Source organism: Pseudoalteromonas sp. CNAT2-18.1 (genome assembly GCF_022347865.1).
GTDB lineage: Bacteria > Pseudomonadota > Gammaproteobacteria > Enterobacterales > Alteromonadaceae > Pseudoalteromonas > Pseudoalteromonas ruthenica.
This window is the reverse complement of record NZ_JAKRFR010000006.1, coordinates 12,307-28,216: the sequence shown is the minus strand read 5'-3', so window position 1 is coordinate 28,216 and position 15,910 is coordinate 12,307. Positions and strand designations below refer to the sequence as shown.

The 15,910-nt window shown below is 47.5% G+C and carries 14 protein-coding genes; 11 read left to right on the top strand and 3 right to left on the bottom strand.

Going from position 1 to position 15,910, the window contains the following annotated elements:
* Positions 1–27: 27 nt before the first annotated feature.
* Both MHM94_RS13845 and MHM94_RS13840 read right to left on the bottom strand, forming a co-directional pair.
* Positions 28–783, bottom strand: a complete 756-nt coding sequence (locus tag MHM94_RS13845; RefSeq protein WP_045978073.1) for a DUF3307 domain-containing protein — start codon at positions 781–783, stop codon at positions 28–30.
* Positions 776–1,405 carry a hypothetical protein gene (locus tag MHM94_RS13840; protein ID WP_022945886.1) on the bottom strand — a complete coding sequence of 210 codons (630 nt, stop codon included), beginning with the start codon at positions 1,403–1,405 and terminating at the stop codon, positions 776–778. Before MHM94_RS13840 ends, MHM94_RS13845 begins: the two co-directional genes overlap by 8 nt.
* 403 nt (positions 1,406–1,808) lie before the next feature.
* Here MHM94_RS13840 and MHM94_RS13835 point away from each other — a divergent pair, with 403 nt between their 5' ends.
* The 10 genes from MHM94_RS13835 (at position 1,809) to MHM94_RS13790 (ending at position 11,495) form a co-directional block, all read left to right on the top strand.
* Positions 1,809–2,726: a BadF/BadG/BcrA/BcrD ATPase family protein gene (locus MHM94_RS13835; RefSeq protein ID WP_045978071.1), complete on the top strand. Its 918-nt coding sequence runs from the start codon at positions 1,809–1,811 to the stop codon at positions 2,724–2,726.
* Positions 2,723–3,853: an N-acetylglucosamine-6-phosphate deacetylase gene (gene nagA / locus MHM94_RS13830; protein WP_235419640.1), complete on the top strand. Its 1,131-nt coding sequence runs from the start codon at positions 2,723–2,725 to the stop codon at positions 3,851–3,853. The genes MHM94_RS13835 and nagA overlap by 4 nt, the downstream gene beginning before the upstream one ends.
* Before the next feature lie 93 nt (positions 3,854–3,946).
* Entirely contained in the window at positions 3,947–5,083 is a 1,137-nt protein-coding gene (locus tag MHM94_RS13825; RefSeq protein WP_235419639.1) for a DUF5009 domain-containing protein, read from the top strand.
* Positions 5,084–5,298: 215 nt separating this feature from the next.
* Positions 5,299–6,093, top strand: a complete 795-nt coding sequence (gene nagB, locus MHM94_RS13820; RefSeq protein ID WP_045978068.1) for a glucosamine-6-phosphate deaminase — start codon at positions 5,299–5,301, stop codon at positions 6,091–6,093.
* Positions 6,094–6,292: 199 nt separating this feature from the next.
* On the top strand, positions 6,293–7,213 hold the full coding sequence (nudC, locus tag MHM94_RS13815) for an NAD(+) diphosphatase (protein ID WP_151172919.1): 921 nt from the start codon (positions 6,293–6,295) through the stop codon (positions 7,211–7,213).
* The gene (locus MHM94_RS13810; RefSeq protein ID WP_235419638.1) at positions 7,210–8,388 is read left to right on the top strand and encodes a cystathionine beta-lyase; all 1,179 of its coding nucleotides are present in this window, start codon (positions 7,210–7,212) and stop codon (positions 8,386–8,388) included. The genes nudC and MHM94_RS13810 overlap by 4 nt, the downstream gene beginning before the upstream one ends.
* Before the next feature lie 90 nt (positions 8,389–8,478).
* Positions 8,479–9,288 carry an ABC transporter permease gene (locus MHM94_RS13805; RefSeq protein WP_022945087.1) on the top strand — a complete coding sequence of 270 codons (810 nt, stop codon included), beginning with the start codon at positions 8,479–8,481 and terminating at the stop codon, positions 9,286–9,288.
* Entirely contained in the window at positions 9,285–10,196 is a 912-nt protein-coding gene (locus tag MHM94_RS13800) for an ABC transporter ATP-binding protein (protein ID WP_235419637.1), read from the top strand. The genes MHM94_RS13805 and MHM94_RS13800 overlap by 4 nt, the downstream gene beginning before the upstream one ends.
* 2 nt (positions 10,197–10,198) lie before the next feature.
* A complete protein-coding gene (locus tag MHM94_RS13795; RefSeq protein ID WP_022945089.1) occupies positions 10,199–10,573 on the top strand; it encodes a PH domain-containing protein in 375 nt (124 codons plus the stop codon).
* A 130-nt stretch (positions 10,574–10,703) separates the two neighbouring features.
* On the top strand, positions 10,704–11,495 hold the full coding sequence (locus MHM94_RS13790) for a putative porin (RefSeq protein ID WP_022945090.1): 792 nt from the start codon (positions 10,704–10,706) through the stop codon (positions 11,493–11,495).
* Positions 11,496–11,564: 69 nt separating this feature from the next.
* On the opposite strand, the gene MHM94_RS13785 is transcribed toward MHM94_RS13790, so the two are convergent.
* Positions 11,565–13,424 carry a M2 family metallopeptidase gene (locus MHM94_RS13785; RefSeq protein ID WP_235419636.1) on the bottom strand — a complete coding sequence of 620 codons (1,860 nt, stop codon included), beginning with the start codon at positions 13,422–13,424 and terminating at the stop codon, positions 11,565–11,567.
* Between the two features lie 189 nt (positions 13,425–13,613).
* Here MHM94_RS13785 and MHM94_RS13780 point away from each other — a divergent pair, with 189 nt between their 5' ends.
* The gene (locus tag MHM94_RS13780) at positions 13,614–15,887 is read left to right on the top strand and encodes an acyl-CoA dehydrogenase (RefSeq protein WP_235419795.1); all 2,274 of its coding nucleotides are present in this window, start codon (positions 13,614–13,616) and stop codon (positions 15,885–15,887) included.
* Positions 15,888–15,910 lie beyond the last annotated feature (23 nt).

The following is a 15,910-nucleotide window of genomic DNA, read 5'->3' as shown; positions in this document are numbered from 1 at the left end:
AAAAGCCCGCATTAGCGGGCTTTTTCGTTATAGGGTGTTTAACAAAGCGCGGGTAGCGAGGCCGATGGCCAATGTTAAGGTGACACTTAATAAGGTGCCCAGCATCACGTATTCGGTTAGGTGCTTTTCTTTGCTATTGGTCAAATCGCCAAAGCGAAACACCGATTTAGCCGCTAACACAAAACCGACACCAGCGAGTTCATCAATCAGTACAAAGGTGAGCATCAGCACGCGCTCAAGTACGCCAATACTATGACCCGCCTGTGGCAGCTGTTGCTCATTATGGCTACAAGGTAGCTGCCAGCGCTCCAATAACATGCGAATAGCCACGGAGCAGGGGTTTAAAACCAAGGCATAGGCAAGCAGCGTAACCCATAATGATTGTGTACTCAGCCCCTGACTCGCCCATTGAGTGAGGGTATCTGCATCACTGAGCCACAGGCACAGCGAAATGATCACCATTATGTGTGCGAGCTGATCAACCACAAAGGGTATAATACCGCCTCGAGTATAGGACTTTCCTACATCAATGAGCCAATGGCTGAGCATAATACTCAACGTAGCCAGCAACACCCCCGGCCACTCACCCAAGCCGTAAATGTGCTCCCACGCAATAAGCACGGTGGCCGATAGCACGCCGTGAACCAACACATGCAGTGCTAATTTGCTTGATTTATAGTGGTAAGTGTTGCGATTGTGCACCCAGTGCATTGGTTGCAAATAAAAATCGGCAATAAAGTGCGCTAATAATAGCGCCAATAGAAGTGCTATTTGCTCATCCATAAGCATGTTCCTTTGCGGCTACGGCTATAAATTCATCAACGAGGTGGTAGTTGCCAGCGTTAAGTAGCTTGGTGGCGTTTTCTCTTGAAGTTTCAAGCTCTTTGGCTATGGTTGCATGATCATTATTACGTAACCAATGGTACAAATACAAGGCTTGTGCTTGTTTGGCACTGGTGTGACTGATCAGGTTATCTATAAAGCGAATATTCAATACAAAACTTGGGCTCATGTCTATTTGGTGTAGACTAAGACGTAGACGCATATTTTTTATATTATCTAAGCCCGTCCCCGAGAGGAGTAGCGCTGGACCGGTGGCGGTTTTTATGTCTTTGCGGTAGTTATCTATCGGGCCCCATGCCTCACTAATGCGTGCGTCCAGAGCTCGGGCACGTAAAAACAACCGCAGCATAATGCTGGCTAGCAAAGGGGTGGGGCTTTGGCTAAGAATACATTGGAAGGCATCACCGCGATAAATGCTAAAGTCGCCATCGAAGCGTTCACAGATAGCGCGTAGCCCTTGCTCTAGGCTATATAATGCATTGTCATAGTCGTCACTGCTTAGCTTACGAGAGTCGACGAGATCACCGCTTAACACAGTGTAATAAGAAGGTGTTTGGGGCATAAAGGAACTCTCAATGGTTACATTCTGTTAAGTAACTAATTAAAGTTACATGTACTTAGGTAACTCAATATAGTTACATAAACCCGTTGATGCAAGGAAACACACGCAAGTCGAGCGGTAAGTCAGATGGCAGGAATTATTTATTCTATTATTCTCGATTGATGGAACTAATGAATTCATATATGCTGATGTCTTAGCTATCCTGCTAGAATTAAGAAAAGACCAATAAAAACAAAGTAGTAACCTAGTGAATAGAATTAATTAGGGAAAATTTAAAAAAATTAATGACAACGCTGTCATTAATTGTGTAACATAATTTCAACATGGGTTGAGGAAGAGCATACGCGCTACAAAAACGATAAAGCGTATTTGCGAATACATTAACAAGGTTAGAGGTCGTACAATGATGGCGAAGAGTGCGAGTCAAGAGCAATTATTTATAGGCATAGATGGTGGGGGAACCAAATGCCGGGCGACCATTTACTCCGCCCAACGGGGAGTACTGGGTACCGGTTTGGGCGGCCCTGCAAATCCATTACATGGTCTTGAACGCACTTTAGAGTCGATTATGGTGTCTACTCAGCAAGCGATGCGTGATGCAGGCCTACGCCTAGAGAGCGTGCATCAATTAGTGGCTGGTTTAGGCTTGGCAGGGGTTAACCTACCCAGTCTATTTGAGAAAATCAGTGAGTGGGAACACCCATTTCAAAAAATGTATTTGACCACCGACCTGCATACTGCCTGTATCGGCGCACATGAGGGCGGTGACGGGGCAGTGATTATTACTGGTACTGGCTCTTGTGGCTTTGCCTGTGTTAAAGGTCATAGTGTGAATTATGGCGGCCATGGATTTGCTCAAGGCGACAAAGGCAGCGGTGCATGGCTGGGTCTTGAAGCACTCAAGGCGGTGTTATTAGATTTGGATGGATTAGGTCCGCAAACTCGCCTGAGTGAGATGTTTAAATTGCATTTTAATGCCAGCTCAGCAATGGGAGTTGCAGAGCAAATGGCGGGTCAACCCTCAAGCAGCTACGCCAAACTCGCGCGTATGGTCATAGAGGCGGCTCATGATGGTGATATGGTCGCGCTCACCATAGTCAAAGACGGTGCGCGCTACATCAGTAATTTGGCTAAACGATTATTAGAAATTAACCCTCCACGTTTATCTATGATTGGCGGCTTGTCTGAACCCATGCAAAAATGGTTAGATCCTGATATAGCTAAACGTGTTGAAGTGCCTCGTCAGCCACCCGAGATGGGCGCTGTTTATTTTGCCCAAAATGCGCTGTTAGAAGAAGAACAAAAGGTCGCAATTAAATGAGTCAAAGTTTCCATGCTGAACGCCTATTTGACGGGCAGCGTTTTCATAACGATGTTTATTTTCAAAGTGTTAACGGTAAAGTGCAATTTATTGATGCACCCACCAGCGACCCTGTCACCGCACTTTCTGGGCTCGTAGTCCCCGGCTTTATTGATGTACAAGTAAACGGTGGTGGCGGTGCATTTTTTAATGCTGAACAAAGTGTTGACTGCTTAGCGCAAATAGCGAGAGCACATGGTCAATTTGGCTCAACGGCCAATATGCCGACCTTAATCACAGACGACATCGCGATTATGCGTCGTGCCGCTGACGCAGTGGCTGAAGCGGTGGCAAAAAATACTCCAGGTATTTTAGGAGTCCATTTTGAAGGACCGCACCTCAGTTTGCCAAAAAAAGGCACGCACAGCGAGCAGTTTATTCGTCCCATTAGCGATGAAGAGTTTGCGATTTACGAGCGCGATGACCTTGGTATTAAAATGGTTACCTTGGCGCCAGAAAATGTTAGCGCAGCGGATATTAAGCGTTTAGTTGCCATGGGTGTAAAGGTCTCTTTGGGCCACACCAATGCCGACTATGAAACCACGATGTCAGCGCTAGACGCCGGCGCTGATGGCTTCACCCACCTATTTAATGCTATGTCTGCCTTTACCTCACGTGAACCTGGGGTTGTCGGTGCGGCGTTATGGCATGACAGTAGTTGGTGCGGGTTAATTGTCGACGGTCATCACTTACACCCGGATTCGGCGAAGTTGGCAATTCGTACCAAGCAGCGCGGCAAGATAATGCTTGTTACCGATGCAATGCCTCCAGTGGGCACCGATGCCGAAGAGTTTGATTTTTTCGATGGCCGTAAAGTCTATCGCACCGGCGACCGGTTGAATTCCAGTACGGGCGAATTAGCTGGCAGTGTGTTGGATATGGCCAGTGCTGTGCGCAACACCGTAAATACATTGGATATCAGCTTAGCTGAGAGTCTGCGTATGGCATCGCTCTATCCGGCGCAATACTTGGGCTTAGCACAGTGCAAAGGTCGTCTCCTAAATGGTTTCGATGCTGATTTTGTGGCGCTGGATGAGCACCAACATGTGCAGGCCACCTACATAGGCGGCATACGCCTTAGCCGCTAAGCACAGTGAACCCCTTATAAAACAGGCCGTCATGGAAGAGGTACGCATGGATACAGTGATGTAACAGTGCGCAGAAACTAACAGCGAGAAACTATGACAACACCTGATACCGGCAAAAAAAAACAACGCTTAGCCTCGTTAGATGCGCTGCGCGGTATGGACATGTTTTGGATTTTAGGCGGGCAATCTATTTTTGCCGCATTGTTCGTATTAACAGGTTGGCAAGGGTGGAAGGCGTTTGAAGCGCATACAGTGCATTCGCAATGGCACGGTTTCACCTTTTACGACCTTATTTTCCCGCTATTTATCTTTCTCTCTGGTGTGGCCATGGGGCTTTCCCCGAAGCGGATTGATCATCTGCCGCTGGCCGAACGCAAACCTTTTTATCACAAAGCAGTAAAACGCCTGTTACTACTTAGTGCCTTAGGAGTTCTCTATAATCACGGCTGGGGCACAGGAATGCCAATGGCATTAGACGAAATTCGCTATGCCAGTGTACTTGGGCGTATAGCTATAGCCTGGTTTATCGCGGCGATGCTGGTATGGCATACCTCGTTGCGCACTCAAGCGATTGTCGCTGTCGTAATTTTGTTAGGCTACTGGCTCTGGTTGACGGTGTTGCCGGTACCCGGCGGCCACGGCTCGCCGCTGAGCCCTGAGGGAAGTTGGAATGCCTGGGTTGATCAACACCTATTACCTGGTATTACCTACCAAAACCGGCCTCTTGACCCAGAAGGCTTACTGTCAAATATTCCTGCAGCCGCCAACGCTATTTTAGGTGTCTTTGCCGGGCAATTAATTGCTCGCGGTGCCACTCAAGGCCAATGGCGAGTAGCGGCGCAGCTGCTTGCTGCGGGGTTAGTCAGCTTAGCGCTAGGTTGGGGATGGGACAGTGTCTTTCCAGTGAATAAAGAATTGTGGACCAGCTCGTTTGTACTCGTTACTGTCGGCTGGAGTGCAATTTTATTGGCGGTGTTCTATGGCGTGGTTGATATTCTTGGCCAACGTAAAGCCGCTTATCCGTTTGTAATTATCGGCGCTAATTCAATTATTATTTACCTCGCTTCAAGCTTAGTGAACTGGGGGTACATCGCCAATAGTGTGTTTGGTGGGGTCGTGCGCTCTGTCAGTGAGCCATGGCAACCTCTATTTGCTGTCGTCGCCTTGTTAACAGTACAGCTGCTTGTCTTACACTGGATGTATAAACGTAAAATCTTTGTCAGTGTTTAACCCTGTTGATGTTTAATAAATAACTAAAAAAGTGACATTTTTTGCTCACTTTTACTTTACAAATTAGGTTTTATAACCAATAATGACAGCGTTGTCATAATGGTGTAAACCTAATTACAGTATCCCGATTAGGTTCTGACCTATGACCAAGTTCAGATTGCACGGAACGCTTGGTCATAGGTCCCATTTTTATCAACTATAACAACGAGCTAAACATGCAAATCGTGATTCTTAAAGATGCTACAGAGGTGGCCCGTTACGGCGCTGACCTATTTGTAGCCCAGCTAAAAAAGCAACCCGCTTCCACGCTCGGCCTGGCGACAGGCTCAACGCCAGTGGCGCTGTATCAAAATTTGATCGAAAAAAATCAACAGGGTGATATCAGCTTTTCACAAGTCACTAGCTTTAATCTAGATGAATACTTAGGCTTAGACGGCTCTCATCCGCAGAGCTACCGCTTCTTTATGAATGAGCAGTTGTTCGACCACATTGATATTGCCAAAGAGCGTACCCATGTACCGCCGGGCGATGCTCAAGATCCTATTGCTGCATGTCAGGAATATGAAGCGCGCATTCTCGCAGCCGGTGGCATCGATATTCAGTTACTTGGAATAGGGCGCAATGGCCATATAGGCTTTAATGAACCCTCGTCAGGCTTAACATCGCGAACCCGTGTTAAGACCCTAACGAAGGCAACGATCGATGATAATGCTCGCTTTTTCAGCGAGGATGAATATCAGCCGCACTTATCCATTACCATGGGCATTGGTACCATACTTGATGCCAAAAAAGTGGTGTTATTGGCAACTGGTGAAAATAAAGCGGCAGCCATCAAAGCCACGGTAGAAGGGCCGCTAACTGCCTCTTGCCCAGCTTCGGCACTGCAGATGCATCGCGATGCCGTTATCGTTATTGATGAAGCCGCAGCCAGTGAGCTTGCCGACGTTGATTTCTACAAGCATATAGAGGCCGAAAATCAGAAGTTATTGGCGCGCCTAGCGGCTAAGTAACATCACGCTAAATACCATTAAAGCCCAGCTCGGGCTTTTTTTTGTATCTGTGTTAGCGGCGTTTATTAATGAGAACAGGCACAACCCCTTGATGGGTAATGTAACGATAAAAGAAGCGATGTCACTATCACCCGCATTACTGTGATTTTACTGAACTGTGATAATGTAGAACCATGTTGTCCTGAATTACCGCAAAACCATGCTGCAATACACCCAGTTGCCATTGGATAGGCACTCAAGCGAGCGTAAAGACCCTAACTGGCTGTTAAATAAACGCCCGCTGGGGCGTTATGTATTAATAAATACAGATCGAAATCTGTTCAGTATTGATAATCAAACCCCACTGTTTTTGAGCTATGAGCAAGTAAAAGACTTCGCCCCCGATAACGCGATTTATTTAGGTGAGCATCAATGCCAGCATTACTTTGCTCTTGATGTGAGTGAAACATTGGCTAACGACTGTGCTTATGCCGAAGGTGAATTTGTCGATATCCGCCGTTATGGCTCGATAGTTGAGCCTGGCGCTGCTGCAATACTGGTACTTGCGCGAGGGCTGTGCCATTGGCATAAGACCCACCGCTTTTGTGGCCGTTGCGGCAATGAAAATATTCAAGCGGAGGCCGGTCATGCCCGAAAATGCATCAACCGCGACTGTCGTCACCTTACTTTTCCACGTACCGATCCGGCCGTTATTATGTTGGTGCATCATAAGTTCAATGATGGTATTGAACGCTGTTTATTAGGTCGTCAAGCAAGCTGGCCTGAGGGCGTCTATTCCACCTTAGCTGGATTTGTCGACCCAGGGGAAACACTCGAAGCTGCTGTTGCCAGAGAAGTGATGGAAGAGGCGGGAATAGCCGTGCAATCGCCACGCTATATTGCCTCACAGCCATGGCCTTTTCCAAGCTCGCTGATGTTAGGCTATATGGCACAGGCAAGCTCAACAGATATCTTTATTGACCAAGACGAGCTCAGCGACGCACGTTGGTTCTCTAGAGACGAGCTAAAGCATTTTGGCACCTGGGGAGATGCGGGCACTGACTACAAACTTCCCCGCTGCGATTCTATTTCACGGTATCTTATTGATACTTGGGTTGCACAGAATGAGGAAAACAAATGAAAAAACAAACACAGTTGATAAGCTCTGGGCGAGATAAAAAGTTCACTCAAGGGGTTGTTAACCCTGTGGTACAGCGCGCCTCTACCGTGGTTTTTGATTCCGTTGCTGAGTTTAAAGACGCAGCTAAAAATCGCGGAAACCATGCATTATTTTACGGTCGTCGCGGCACCACAACACACTTTGCGCTACAACAAGCAATTGCTCAGCTAGAAGGCGGAGCCGGCTGTGCCCTTTATCCGTCGGGCGCTGCTGCCATCAGTAATAGCCTGCTATCTTTTGTCAAAGCCGGCGATCACATTCTGATGATGGATAATGCCTATGAACCTACCCGGGATTTTTGCGACAAAGTGCTGGCAGGGTTAGGGGTGACAACCACCTATTATGACCCGCAAATTGGCGCCGATATTAGTACGCTTTTCCAGGAAAATACCAAGGTGCTATTTATGGAATCCCCCGGCTCAATCACCATGGAGGTCCAAGATGTGCCCGCCATGGTGGCCGAGGCTAAGGCTCACAATATTATGACCATGCTGGATAACACCTACGGCAATGGTATGCATTTTCGACCCTTAGAGCATGGTGTTGATATTAGTATTCAGGCGGCCACCAAATACATAGTAGGTCACAGTGATGTGATGATGGGAGTCAGTGTTGCCAATGAGCAGCATTGGCCGGTGCTGCGCGAGCAGTCATACCTTTTGGGGCAATGTTGCAGTGCCGACGATGCATATTTGGCTTTGCGAGGGCTACGCACCATGGCTGTGAGGTTACAGCAACATGAGCGCAGTGCATTGCAAGTAGCAAAGTGGCTACAGTCGCACCCATTAGTGGATCATGTTCGTCACCCTGCGCTGGAAAGTTGTCCTGGCCATGTGTTTTTCAAACGCGATTTTGATGGCAGTAATGGGTTATTCTCCATTGTAATGAAAGAGGGCACACAACAGGCCCTTGATGCCTTGGTTGAATCATTACACCATTTTAAAATGGGCTTCTCTTGGGGTGGCTTTGAGAGTCTAATTACCACCAACCTGAGCATGAAGGCTTTGCGCAGTGAAACGTCATGGCAGTATGGCCCGGTAGTGCGTTTGCATATCGGTTTAGAAGACGTCGATGACTTAATTGCCGACCTCAGCCAAGGGCTTGATGTGTACGCCAATGCTTTAGCCAATAAATAGCGTCAGACACATCTTTTTACAAGCGCTCATACTTTTGAGCGCTTTTTTCATTTATAGTAGCTACAAATAACTACAAATCAGGATATCAGGATGGATCCAAGGCGTATCTTCGAGCTGGTTAAATTTGAACTGGCGCGACACTTTCTTACCAAAAAGGCGTGGTTGGCGTTGCTTGCTTTTGCCTTAGTGTGGTTGATGATTTATCGCTACGGTATTTCTCAAGCTGTATCGGTGCTTTCAGACCCTAACTTTGAACAGTTTATGCTTGCTGCTTTTGGCAACCTCGGGTTACAGAGTTTATTGCACTGGCCTGATGCGGAAATGGCCGTATATTGGCTGATTGCCTTAGTCACCTTTCCTCTTTTCATTATTTATTTAACCAGTGATCAATTTGTTAGCGATAAAGAACGCGGCACGCTGCGGTTCATCGCTTTACGCGCTACTCGTGCTGAAATTCTATTAGGGCGCTATTTCGGTCACTGCTTAAGCGCCGCTGCGTTGCTGGCGATTAGCATTATCGGCACGCTGATCCTCATTGCCTTTCGCGATACCAGTGCACTGGTCCCGGCTTTGGCACGCGCGCTGCAGTTTGAACTCCTCCTGTTGGTTAATCTGATGCCATTTATTGCCTTGATGACGTTATTGAATACCATAGCGCGCTCATCACGTATGGCGCTTATTTACGTTATTTTATTGTACACCATAGGGTTAATGGTACTGGCTATTCTACAAGGCCAGTTAGGGCTGCCGATGTGGTTGGATTACCTTATTCCCGGTGAGCCGCTAGATAATATCGCCACCGTTCGGCCCAGCCCTGTCACCGACATAGCTTGGCCATTGTTGCAAAGTGGCCTGTTGTTAGCGCTAAGTTTTTATAAGTTGCAGCGGAGTAGTCTATGAGCCAGTTAATTTTAGCACGCGGCGTTAGCCACTATTTCGGCAGCAAAAAAGCGCTCGATAATGTTGATATTGAATTACAAACCGGAAAGCCCATTGCGTTAGTCGGCCCCAATGGCGCAGGTAAAACCACGCTGTTTAGCCTTATCTGCGGCTATTTGCAACCCAGTGAGGGCGAAATTAAGGTATTGGGACATCGTCCCGGCAGCGCCGCGTTGTTCGGTCAGTTAAGTGCCTTACCACAAGACGCGCTACTGGACCCCAACTTTAGTGTTGCCCAGCAATTGGCTTTATATGCACGCCTGCAAGGTTTTAGCCAGCGCCAAGCAAAAATAGAAACACAGCGGGTGTTGGAACTGGTCAATCTCAAAGACACCGCAGACAGTCGCGCTAAAGAGCTTTCTCATGGCATGAAAAAGCGCATTTGTATCGCCCAAGCGCTGCTTGGTTCGCCGAAGTTGGTGATGCTTGATGAAGCAACGGCTGGTTTAGACCCCGCCAATGCCAGGGCTATTCGAGAGTTGGTCAGTGCGCTCAGTACCGAGACGACCTTTGTATTGAGCTCGCACGACTTATCGGAGCTGGAGCGGCTCTGCGACCGTGTTTTATACTTGCAGCAAGGGCGCTTGGCGACCCATCAATTGGACTCGCAAACCGAGCAGTTGGCGTATCTAACTCTGCAACTACGAGAGCAAAACGATCATGTTGCAGCGGCGTTACAGGCGCTTCCTCACGTAGTGAGCGTTGATAATAGTCAGCGTAATGAATTTGTTATTGGTTACAGCAGCGAGGGTCTCAGTGAGGCAATGGATATCGCCTTGCTAACGCTGTGCCATAAACAACAGTGGCGTTATCGCGCCTTGATAAACGGTCACACCCTAGAAAATCAATTATTCGCAACAGGAGCGTAGTAATGGGATTACTTAGTGGATTAATTGGCAATGCCAGTGAAGTAGATGAAGGGGAGTTAGACTCTTTACTTGAAGAGATACTTGCTCCAGGTGAGAACCTAGAAAAAGCGTATAAAGTGATCCGCGACTTATTCTTGTTCACTAACAAACGTCTGATCTTAGTAGACAAACAAGGTGTAACAGGGTCGAAGATGGAGGTGCTCAGTATTCCATTTAGTAAAATCACTAAGTTCAGTAAGGAAAGTGCTGGCCACTTTGATATGGATGCTGAACTAAAAATTTGGATAGGCTCTGATCCGAGTCCGTTGTGTAAGAACTTTAAAGCGGGTGACAACATTAACGAAGTGTATCGGATCCTATCTCGCTACGTTTTGTAAAAAACTGTACCTATATCTAACAAAAACTAACATTTATTTAAAACAATCAAGTGCTTAGTTAAGTTATAATTCATTTCAACAGCGCTAGAGTGGCGCTGTTTTAAAAAACTAGATATAGGGAAATCTATTTATGAAAAAACTATCCGTCGCCATCGCGTCTGTACTTTTCTCCGGTGCTGCCTTCGCACAGTCTTATCAATCAATCAGCAACCTTGAATACCTCAATGTAGAAAGTGAGGACAATGTTGCCGTAGATTCGATTTACTACTTCGCACCAAAGCAGGTGTTGGGCCCGCTTGATCAGTTTGAGTATATTAACAAAGAGTCAAACATCTTTGGTCGTATCTCAGACAATGATTATGCGACTGGCTACAACGTAGGCGGTGAATACTTCGCGGATCAATTCCTAGTAGGCGCGTCTTACAGCGTTGTTGACCCAGATGACTTCGACAGTGCTGATCAATACACACTAAGCCTTGGTTACCTAGTTAGCGACAACTTCTTGTTGAAAGCTGAGCGCGTAGACCCAGAGCACGGTGATGAAACTTACTTCTTCTCTGGCCGTTACGATCACGCTTTAAACAGCACTGATTACATCGGTTTTGAAGTGCGTATTGATGACGAGTTCGACCACCGTGAGCTTAACGGTAAGTACTTCAAAGACCTTAAGCAAGGTAACTACTTAACTGTTGAAGCACAGTACATTAACCGTGACGATGCGGACAACTACTGGCAGCTAGGTTCTAACTACTACTTCAACAAAATGACGTCAGTATTCGTTAATTTCGACGATGAAGACTTCTATAATTTTGGTGCGAAATACTTCATCGACACCAACTTCGCAGTATCTGCTGGTTACGGCAGCAACTGGGATGAGTCAAGCTATGATCAGTGGTTCCTAAAAGCAACTGCACAGTTCTAAGCGTTGAACTAATTAATTAAAAAAGCCCAGCATATGCTGGGCTTTTTTGTCGCTAATGGTTAATAACGCTTACCAACCACATTGACGACCCATGTTTTGCTCATCTAGGTAAGCTTGTAATGGTGCAAAATAATCAAGAATAGCGGTTGCATCCATTTGCTCTTTACCTGTTACTTTTGCGAGCGCTTGTTGCCATGGCTGCGAAGAGCCCATTTCTAACATCTCGTTAAGTCGCTGCCCAGCTTCTTTTGAGTTATAGATGGAGCAACGGTGAATGGCGGCGTCATTGCCGGCAATCTCACACAGGCTACGATGGAAGTCGAACTGTAAAATATGGGCTAGGAAATAGCGAGTATAAGGCGTGTTTCCAGGCACGTGGTACTTGGCCCCCGGATCAAAGTCTGACTCAGAACGAGCGATGGGAGCGCTGATCCCTTGATACTTCTTGCGCAACTGCCACCAAGCTTGGTTGTACTGCTCAGGGGTAATTTCTCCAGAAAACACCTGCCAACGCCACTGATCAACTAACAAACCAAATGGGATAAAGGCCACTTTATCTAGTGCCATGCGCATGAGTAAGCCAATGTCTTTAGATTCATCAGGGACTTCATCTAATAGGCCAATCTCTTTTAAATACTCAGGAGTGACCGACAGCGCAATCGTATCGCCAATGGCTTCATGGAATCCATCGTTGGCACTTTCTTGATAGTACAGAGGTTGCTGGTTGTAAGCACGTTGGTAGAAGTTGTGCCCTAATTCATGGTGAATGGTGGCAAACTCTTCGCCGGTGCGCTGAATACACATCTTAATGCGTAAATCATCTTTACTATCGAGGTTCCACGCCGATGCATGACATTGCACATCGCGATCCTGAGGTTTGGTAAATAAAGAGCGCTCATAGAAAGTATCAGGTAGCGGTGCAAAGCCCATGGAGGTGAAAAACTTTTCCGCACCGCGCACCATCTCTAGCTCATCATAGTCATGCTGCGCTAGTAGTTCGGTTACATCATAGCCAGGATCGGCATTTTCAGGCGCAACCAAGTCGTAGATATTACCCCATTGTTGTGCCCACATATTACCGAGTAAGTGCGCTGGAATGGTGCCATCTTCAGGTAATTTATCTTCGCCATACTGCTCACCCAGCTTGGCGCGCACATGACAGTGCAGGGAGTCATATAAAGGCTTAACTTGGCCCCATAGGCGGTCAAGTTCAGTGGCAAATTCATCGGCAGGCACGTCGTACTTACTGCGCCACATTGCGCCTGTATCGGCATAGCCAAGCTCTTGCGCGCCTTCATTCGTTAACGTGACTTGCTGTTCGTATAAAGGGCGCATAGGCTTAGAAATTTGTCGCCACCCTTGCCATAGATCTAATAACTCATTGTAGTCGCGACTCGATGCCATGGTTGCGGTCATCTCACCGAGACTTAGACATTGGCCATCATCTTTACAATACTCGCCTTTGCCATACAGACCATCAAGCTCAGCGACAATATTGGCCAGCTTTTCGGTTTTTGCTGCATCTTGTGGTGCCGGTAGCGTCAGTGCCAGTTTCAGTTTATCGAGTTTGCGACGGCTATCAGCGTCTAACTCCAGATCATCAAAACGGGCAGCCTCATTGGCTAAACGTACGATGGTTTCGGTCACTTCTTGGTTCGCGGCCGCTGCGAGCTGTGCCGTATCATGAGTAATAAAATTGGCGTAAATCCACGCGGCACGGCTACTTTTCTCATACAGCTTGGCTAACTGCTGTTCAGTGTTTGCTAAAAACGCTTTGGCATCAGTTGCTGTGAGTTTGTTGCTGCTCATTTTTGTTTCTGCAGCGCTCTCAGTGGGCTTAGTTGTGGTTGTGTCATTGCAGCCACTTAACCCTAAGGTTACCGAGACTAAAACCGCACTCAGGCTCAGTTTAAATGGAAGACGTGTCATTATTTTTCCTCTAATTGTTATCGGCGATGGTGGGCATCGCTAACGCCGGCTAAATATAGCAGCGTACGCAGAGGGGGTAAATTATTATAGATAGTCAGAGCACTCGGCTAGTACATTGAAGGGATTGTAAATATTTGCCGTTCGTCCATACTGAAAAACACCCTTTACGGTATCAAGGAACACAAGATGATGTGGTTAGTTTTATTAATCATCGTAGCTGTGATCGTTATTTTCGCAGTACGAGATATTCGCATGAGCATTGTTACTCGACCAGTTTTCAAGTGGTTTAAACAAGCATTACCGCCGCTGTCTGCGACAGAGCGAGATGCCATGGAAGCGGGCGATATCTGGTGGGATGGGGAGCTCTTTCGCGGCAACCCCGATTGGCACCAATTGCACCAGTATGCAACCTCACAGTTAAGTGCTGAAGAACGTGAGTTTATTGATAACCAAGTCGTTGAGCTGTGCGCCATGCTTGATGATGAAACCATTACCGCACAACAGGACATGCCAGAGTCCGTGTGGCAGTACCTAAAGGATGAGGGGTTTTTCGCCCTAATTATTCCCAAAGAGCACGGTGGCCATGACTTCTCGGCATTGGCCAACTCAACTATTGTTGCCAAAATTGCCAGTAAAAGCCTAAGTGCTGCGGTGACTGTCATGGTGCCCAATAGCTTAGGGCCCGCTGAGCTTCTGCTTCATTATGGCACCTTGTCACAACAACAACAGTGGTTACCAAAGCTTGCCAAAGGCGAAGCACTGCCATGTTTTGCCTTAACCGGTCCAGAAGCAGGTTCGGATGCCGGTGCCATTCCAGATACTGGGGTTGTATGCAAAGGCGAATTTGCCGGTAAGGAAGTGCTGGGTTTACGCCTAAACTGGTCAAAGCGCTATATCACCTTGGCACCGCGCGCGACAGTATTGGGCTTGGCCTTTAAAATGTTCGACCCCGACGGATTATTAGGAACAACAAAAAATATCGGTATTACCTGTGCATTGATCCCCACCGACCACCCCGGAGTACGCACTGGCGACAGGCATAAACCCATGAATATGGGCTTTTTAAATGGCACCACAGAAGGGAAAGATGTCTTCATTCCACTTGAGTGGATTATCGGTGGTGAAGTGCAAGCAGGCAACGGTTGGCGCATGCTAGTGGAATGTTTAAGTGCAGGGCGTGGTATTTCATTGCCAGCGCTGAGCACGGCAACCGGGCACTTGAGTGCGCGCACCAGTGGCGCTTACGCAGCGCTAAGGCAACAATTTGGTGTCGCAATTGGCGAGTTTGAGGGAATACAAGAAGCCCTCGCTCGCATCGGCGGATTAACCTATCAATTAGAAGCTACGCGGGTCTTGACCGCAACGGCGATAGACCAAAAATTAAGCCCCTCGGTGATCACCGCCATCGCTAAGTATCATATGACCGAGATGGGCCGCCAAGTGATCAACGATGCCTTGGATATACACGCCGGCAAGGGCATTCAAATGGGCCCCAATAATTATCTCGCCCATTGTTATATGGGCACACCGGTATCGATCACCGTAGAAGGAGCCAATATTCTTACCCGGAACCTAATGATTTTTGGGCAAGGCGCGATCCGCTGCCACCCCTATGTGATTGATGAAATGGTTGCTGCAGGGCTTGATGATGAAGAGAAAGGGGTGCGTGAGTTTGATCCGCTGCTTTGCCAGCATATGTTATACAGTGCTGGCAATGGCGTTATGTCGTTTGTGCATGCGCTCACTGGTAGTTATTTTGCCAAGGCGCCCGTCGGTGGAGCGACAGCCAAATACTACCGCTATCTAGGGCGCTTCTCCAGAGCACTGGCATTTTGTGCCGATATTGCCATGCTCCGTTTCGGGGGCGACTTAAAGCGCCGGGAAATGCTGTCGGCTCGTTTGGGTGATGTGCTCAGCCACTTGTACCTCGCCTCTGCAGTACTTAAGCGCTACCAAGATGAGGGCCATCAACACGCCGATTTGCCATTTGTACAATACAGTGTTGAGCGTAGCCTTTACCTGTGCGCCAAAGCCTTTGATGAATTTATCTACAACCTAGGAAGCTGGCCCCTGTCGTTGGCTGTTCGTGCCGTGGTACTACCACTGGGCAATCATTTTAAAATGCCTAAAGATGAGGTCGCTAAGCAAGTTGCGCAGCATATGACTCGCAGTGGCGTCGTACGTGAGCGCCTCACGCATTTATGTGTGGTTGATGACAGCAATGGTACAGCGGTGCTGGATAAAGCTTTAGAAGCGCAACAACATGCAGCTCAAGGATATCGTGAGGTTCATAAGTTGCGTAAAAAAGGAGAGATTCAAGGGCTGACGATGATGCAGCTAATTGAAGATGCACGGGCTAAGAATAAGCTTAGTGCTGAGCAGAGCGAGCAACTGATTGCGGCTGAGTCACTAAGGCAAGAGGTCATCGCTGTGGATGTCTTTGCCGCGCAAGAGTTTGAGTGATTAGAGACAATAAAAGGCCGCAA

Coding starts and splice junctions, on each gene's coding strand:
- MHM94_RS13845 (WP_045978073.1), bottom strand. CDS start 783: ATGGATGAGCAAATAGCACTTCTATTGGCGCTATTATTAGCGCACTTT.
- MHM94_RS13840 (WP_022945886.1), bottom strand. CDS start 1,405: ATGCCCCAAACACCTTCTTATTACACTGTGTTAAGCGGTGATCTCGTC.
- MHM94_RS13835 (WP_045978071.1), top strand. CDS start 1,809: ATGATGGCGAAGAGTGCGAGTCAAGAGCAATTATTTATAGGCATAGAT.
- nagA (WP_235419640.1), top strand. CDS start 2,723: ATGAGTCAAAGTTTCCATGCTGAACGCCTATTTGACGGGCAGCGTTTT.
- MHM94_RS13825 (WP_235419639.1), top strand. CDS start 3,947: ATGACAACACCTGATACCGGCAAAAAAAAACAACGCTTAGCCTCGTTA.
- nagB (WP_045978068.1), top strand. CDS start 5,299: ATGCAAATCGTGATTCTTAAAGATGCTACAGAGGTGGCCCGTTACGGC.
- nudC (WP_151172919.1), top strand. CDS start 6,293: ATGCTGCAATACACCCAGTTGCCATTGGATAGGCACTCAAGCGAGCGT.
- MHM94_RS13810 (WP_235419638.1), top strand. CDS start 7,210: ATGAAAAAACAAACACAGTTGATAAGCTCTGGGCGAGATAAAAAGTTC.
- MHM94_RS13805 (WP_022945087.1), top strand. CDS start 8,479: ATGGATCCAAGGCGTATCTTCGAGCTGGTTAAATTTGAACTGGCGCGA.
- MHM94_RS13800 (WP_235419637.1), top strand. CDS start 9,285: ATGAGCCAGTTAATTTTAGCACGCGGCGTTAGCCACTATTTCGGCAGC.
- MHM94_RS13795 (WP_022945089.1), top strand. CDS start 10,199: ATGGGATTACTTAGTGGATTAATTGGCAATGCCAGTGAAGTAGATGAA.
- MHM94_RS13790 (WP_022945090.1), top strand. CDS start 10,704: ATGAAAAAACTATCCGTCGCCATCGCGTCTGTACTTTTCTCCGGTGCT.
- MHM94_RS13785 (WP_235419636.1), bottom strand. CDS start 13,424: ATGACACGTCTTCCATTTAAACTGAGCCTGAGTGCGGTTTTAGTCTCG.
- MHM94_RS13780 (WP_235419795.1), top strand. CDS start 13,614: ATGTGGTTAGTTTTATTAATCATCGTAGCTGTGATCGTTATTTTCGCA.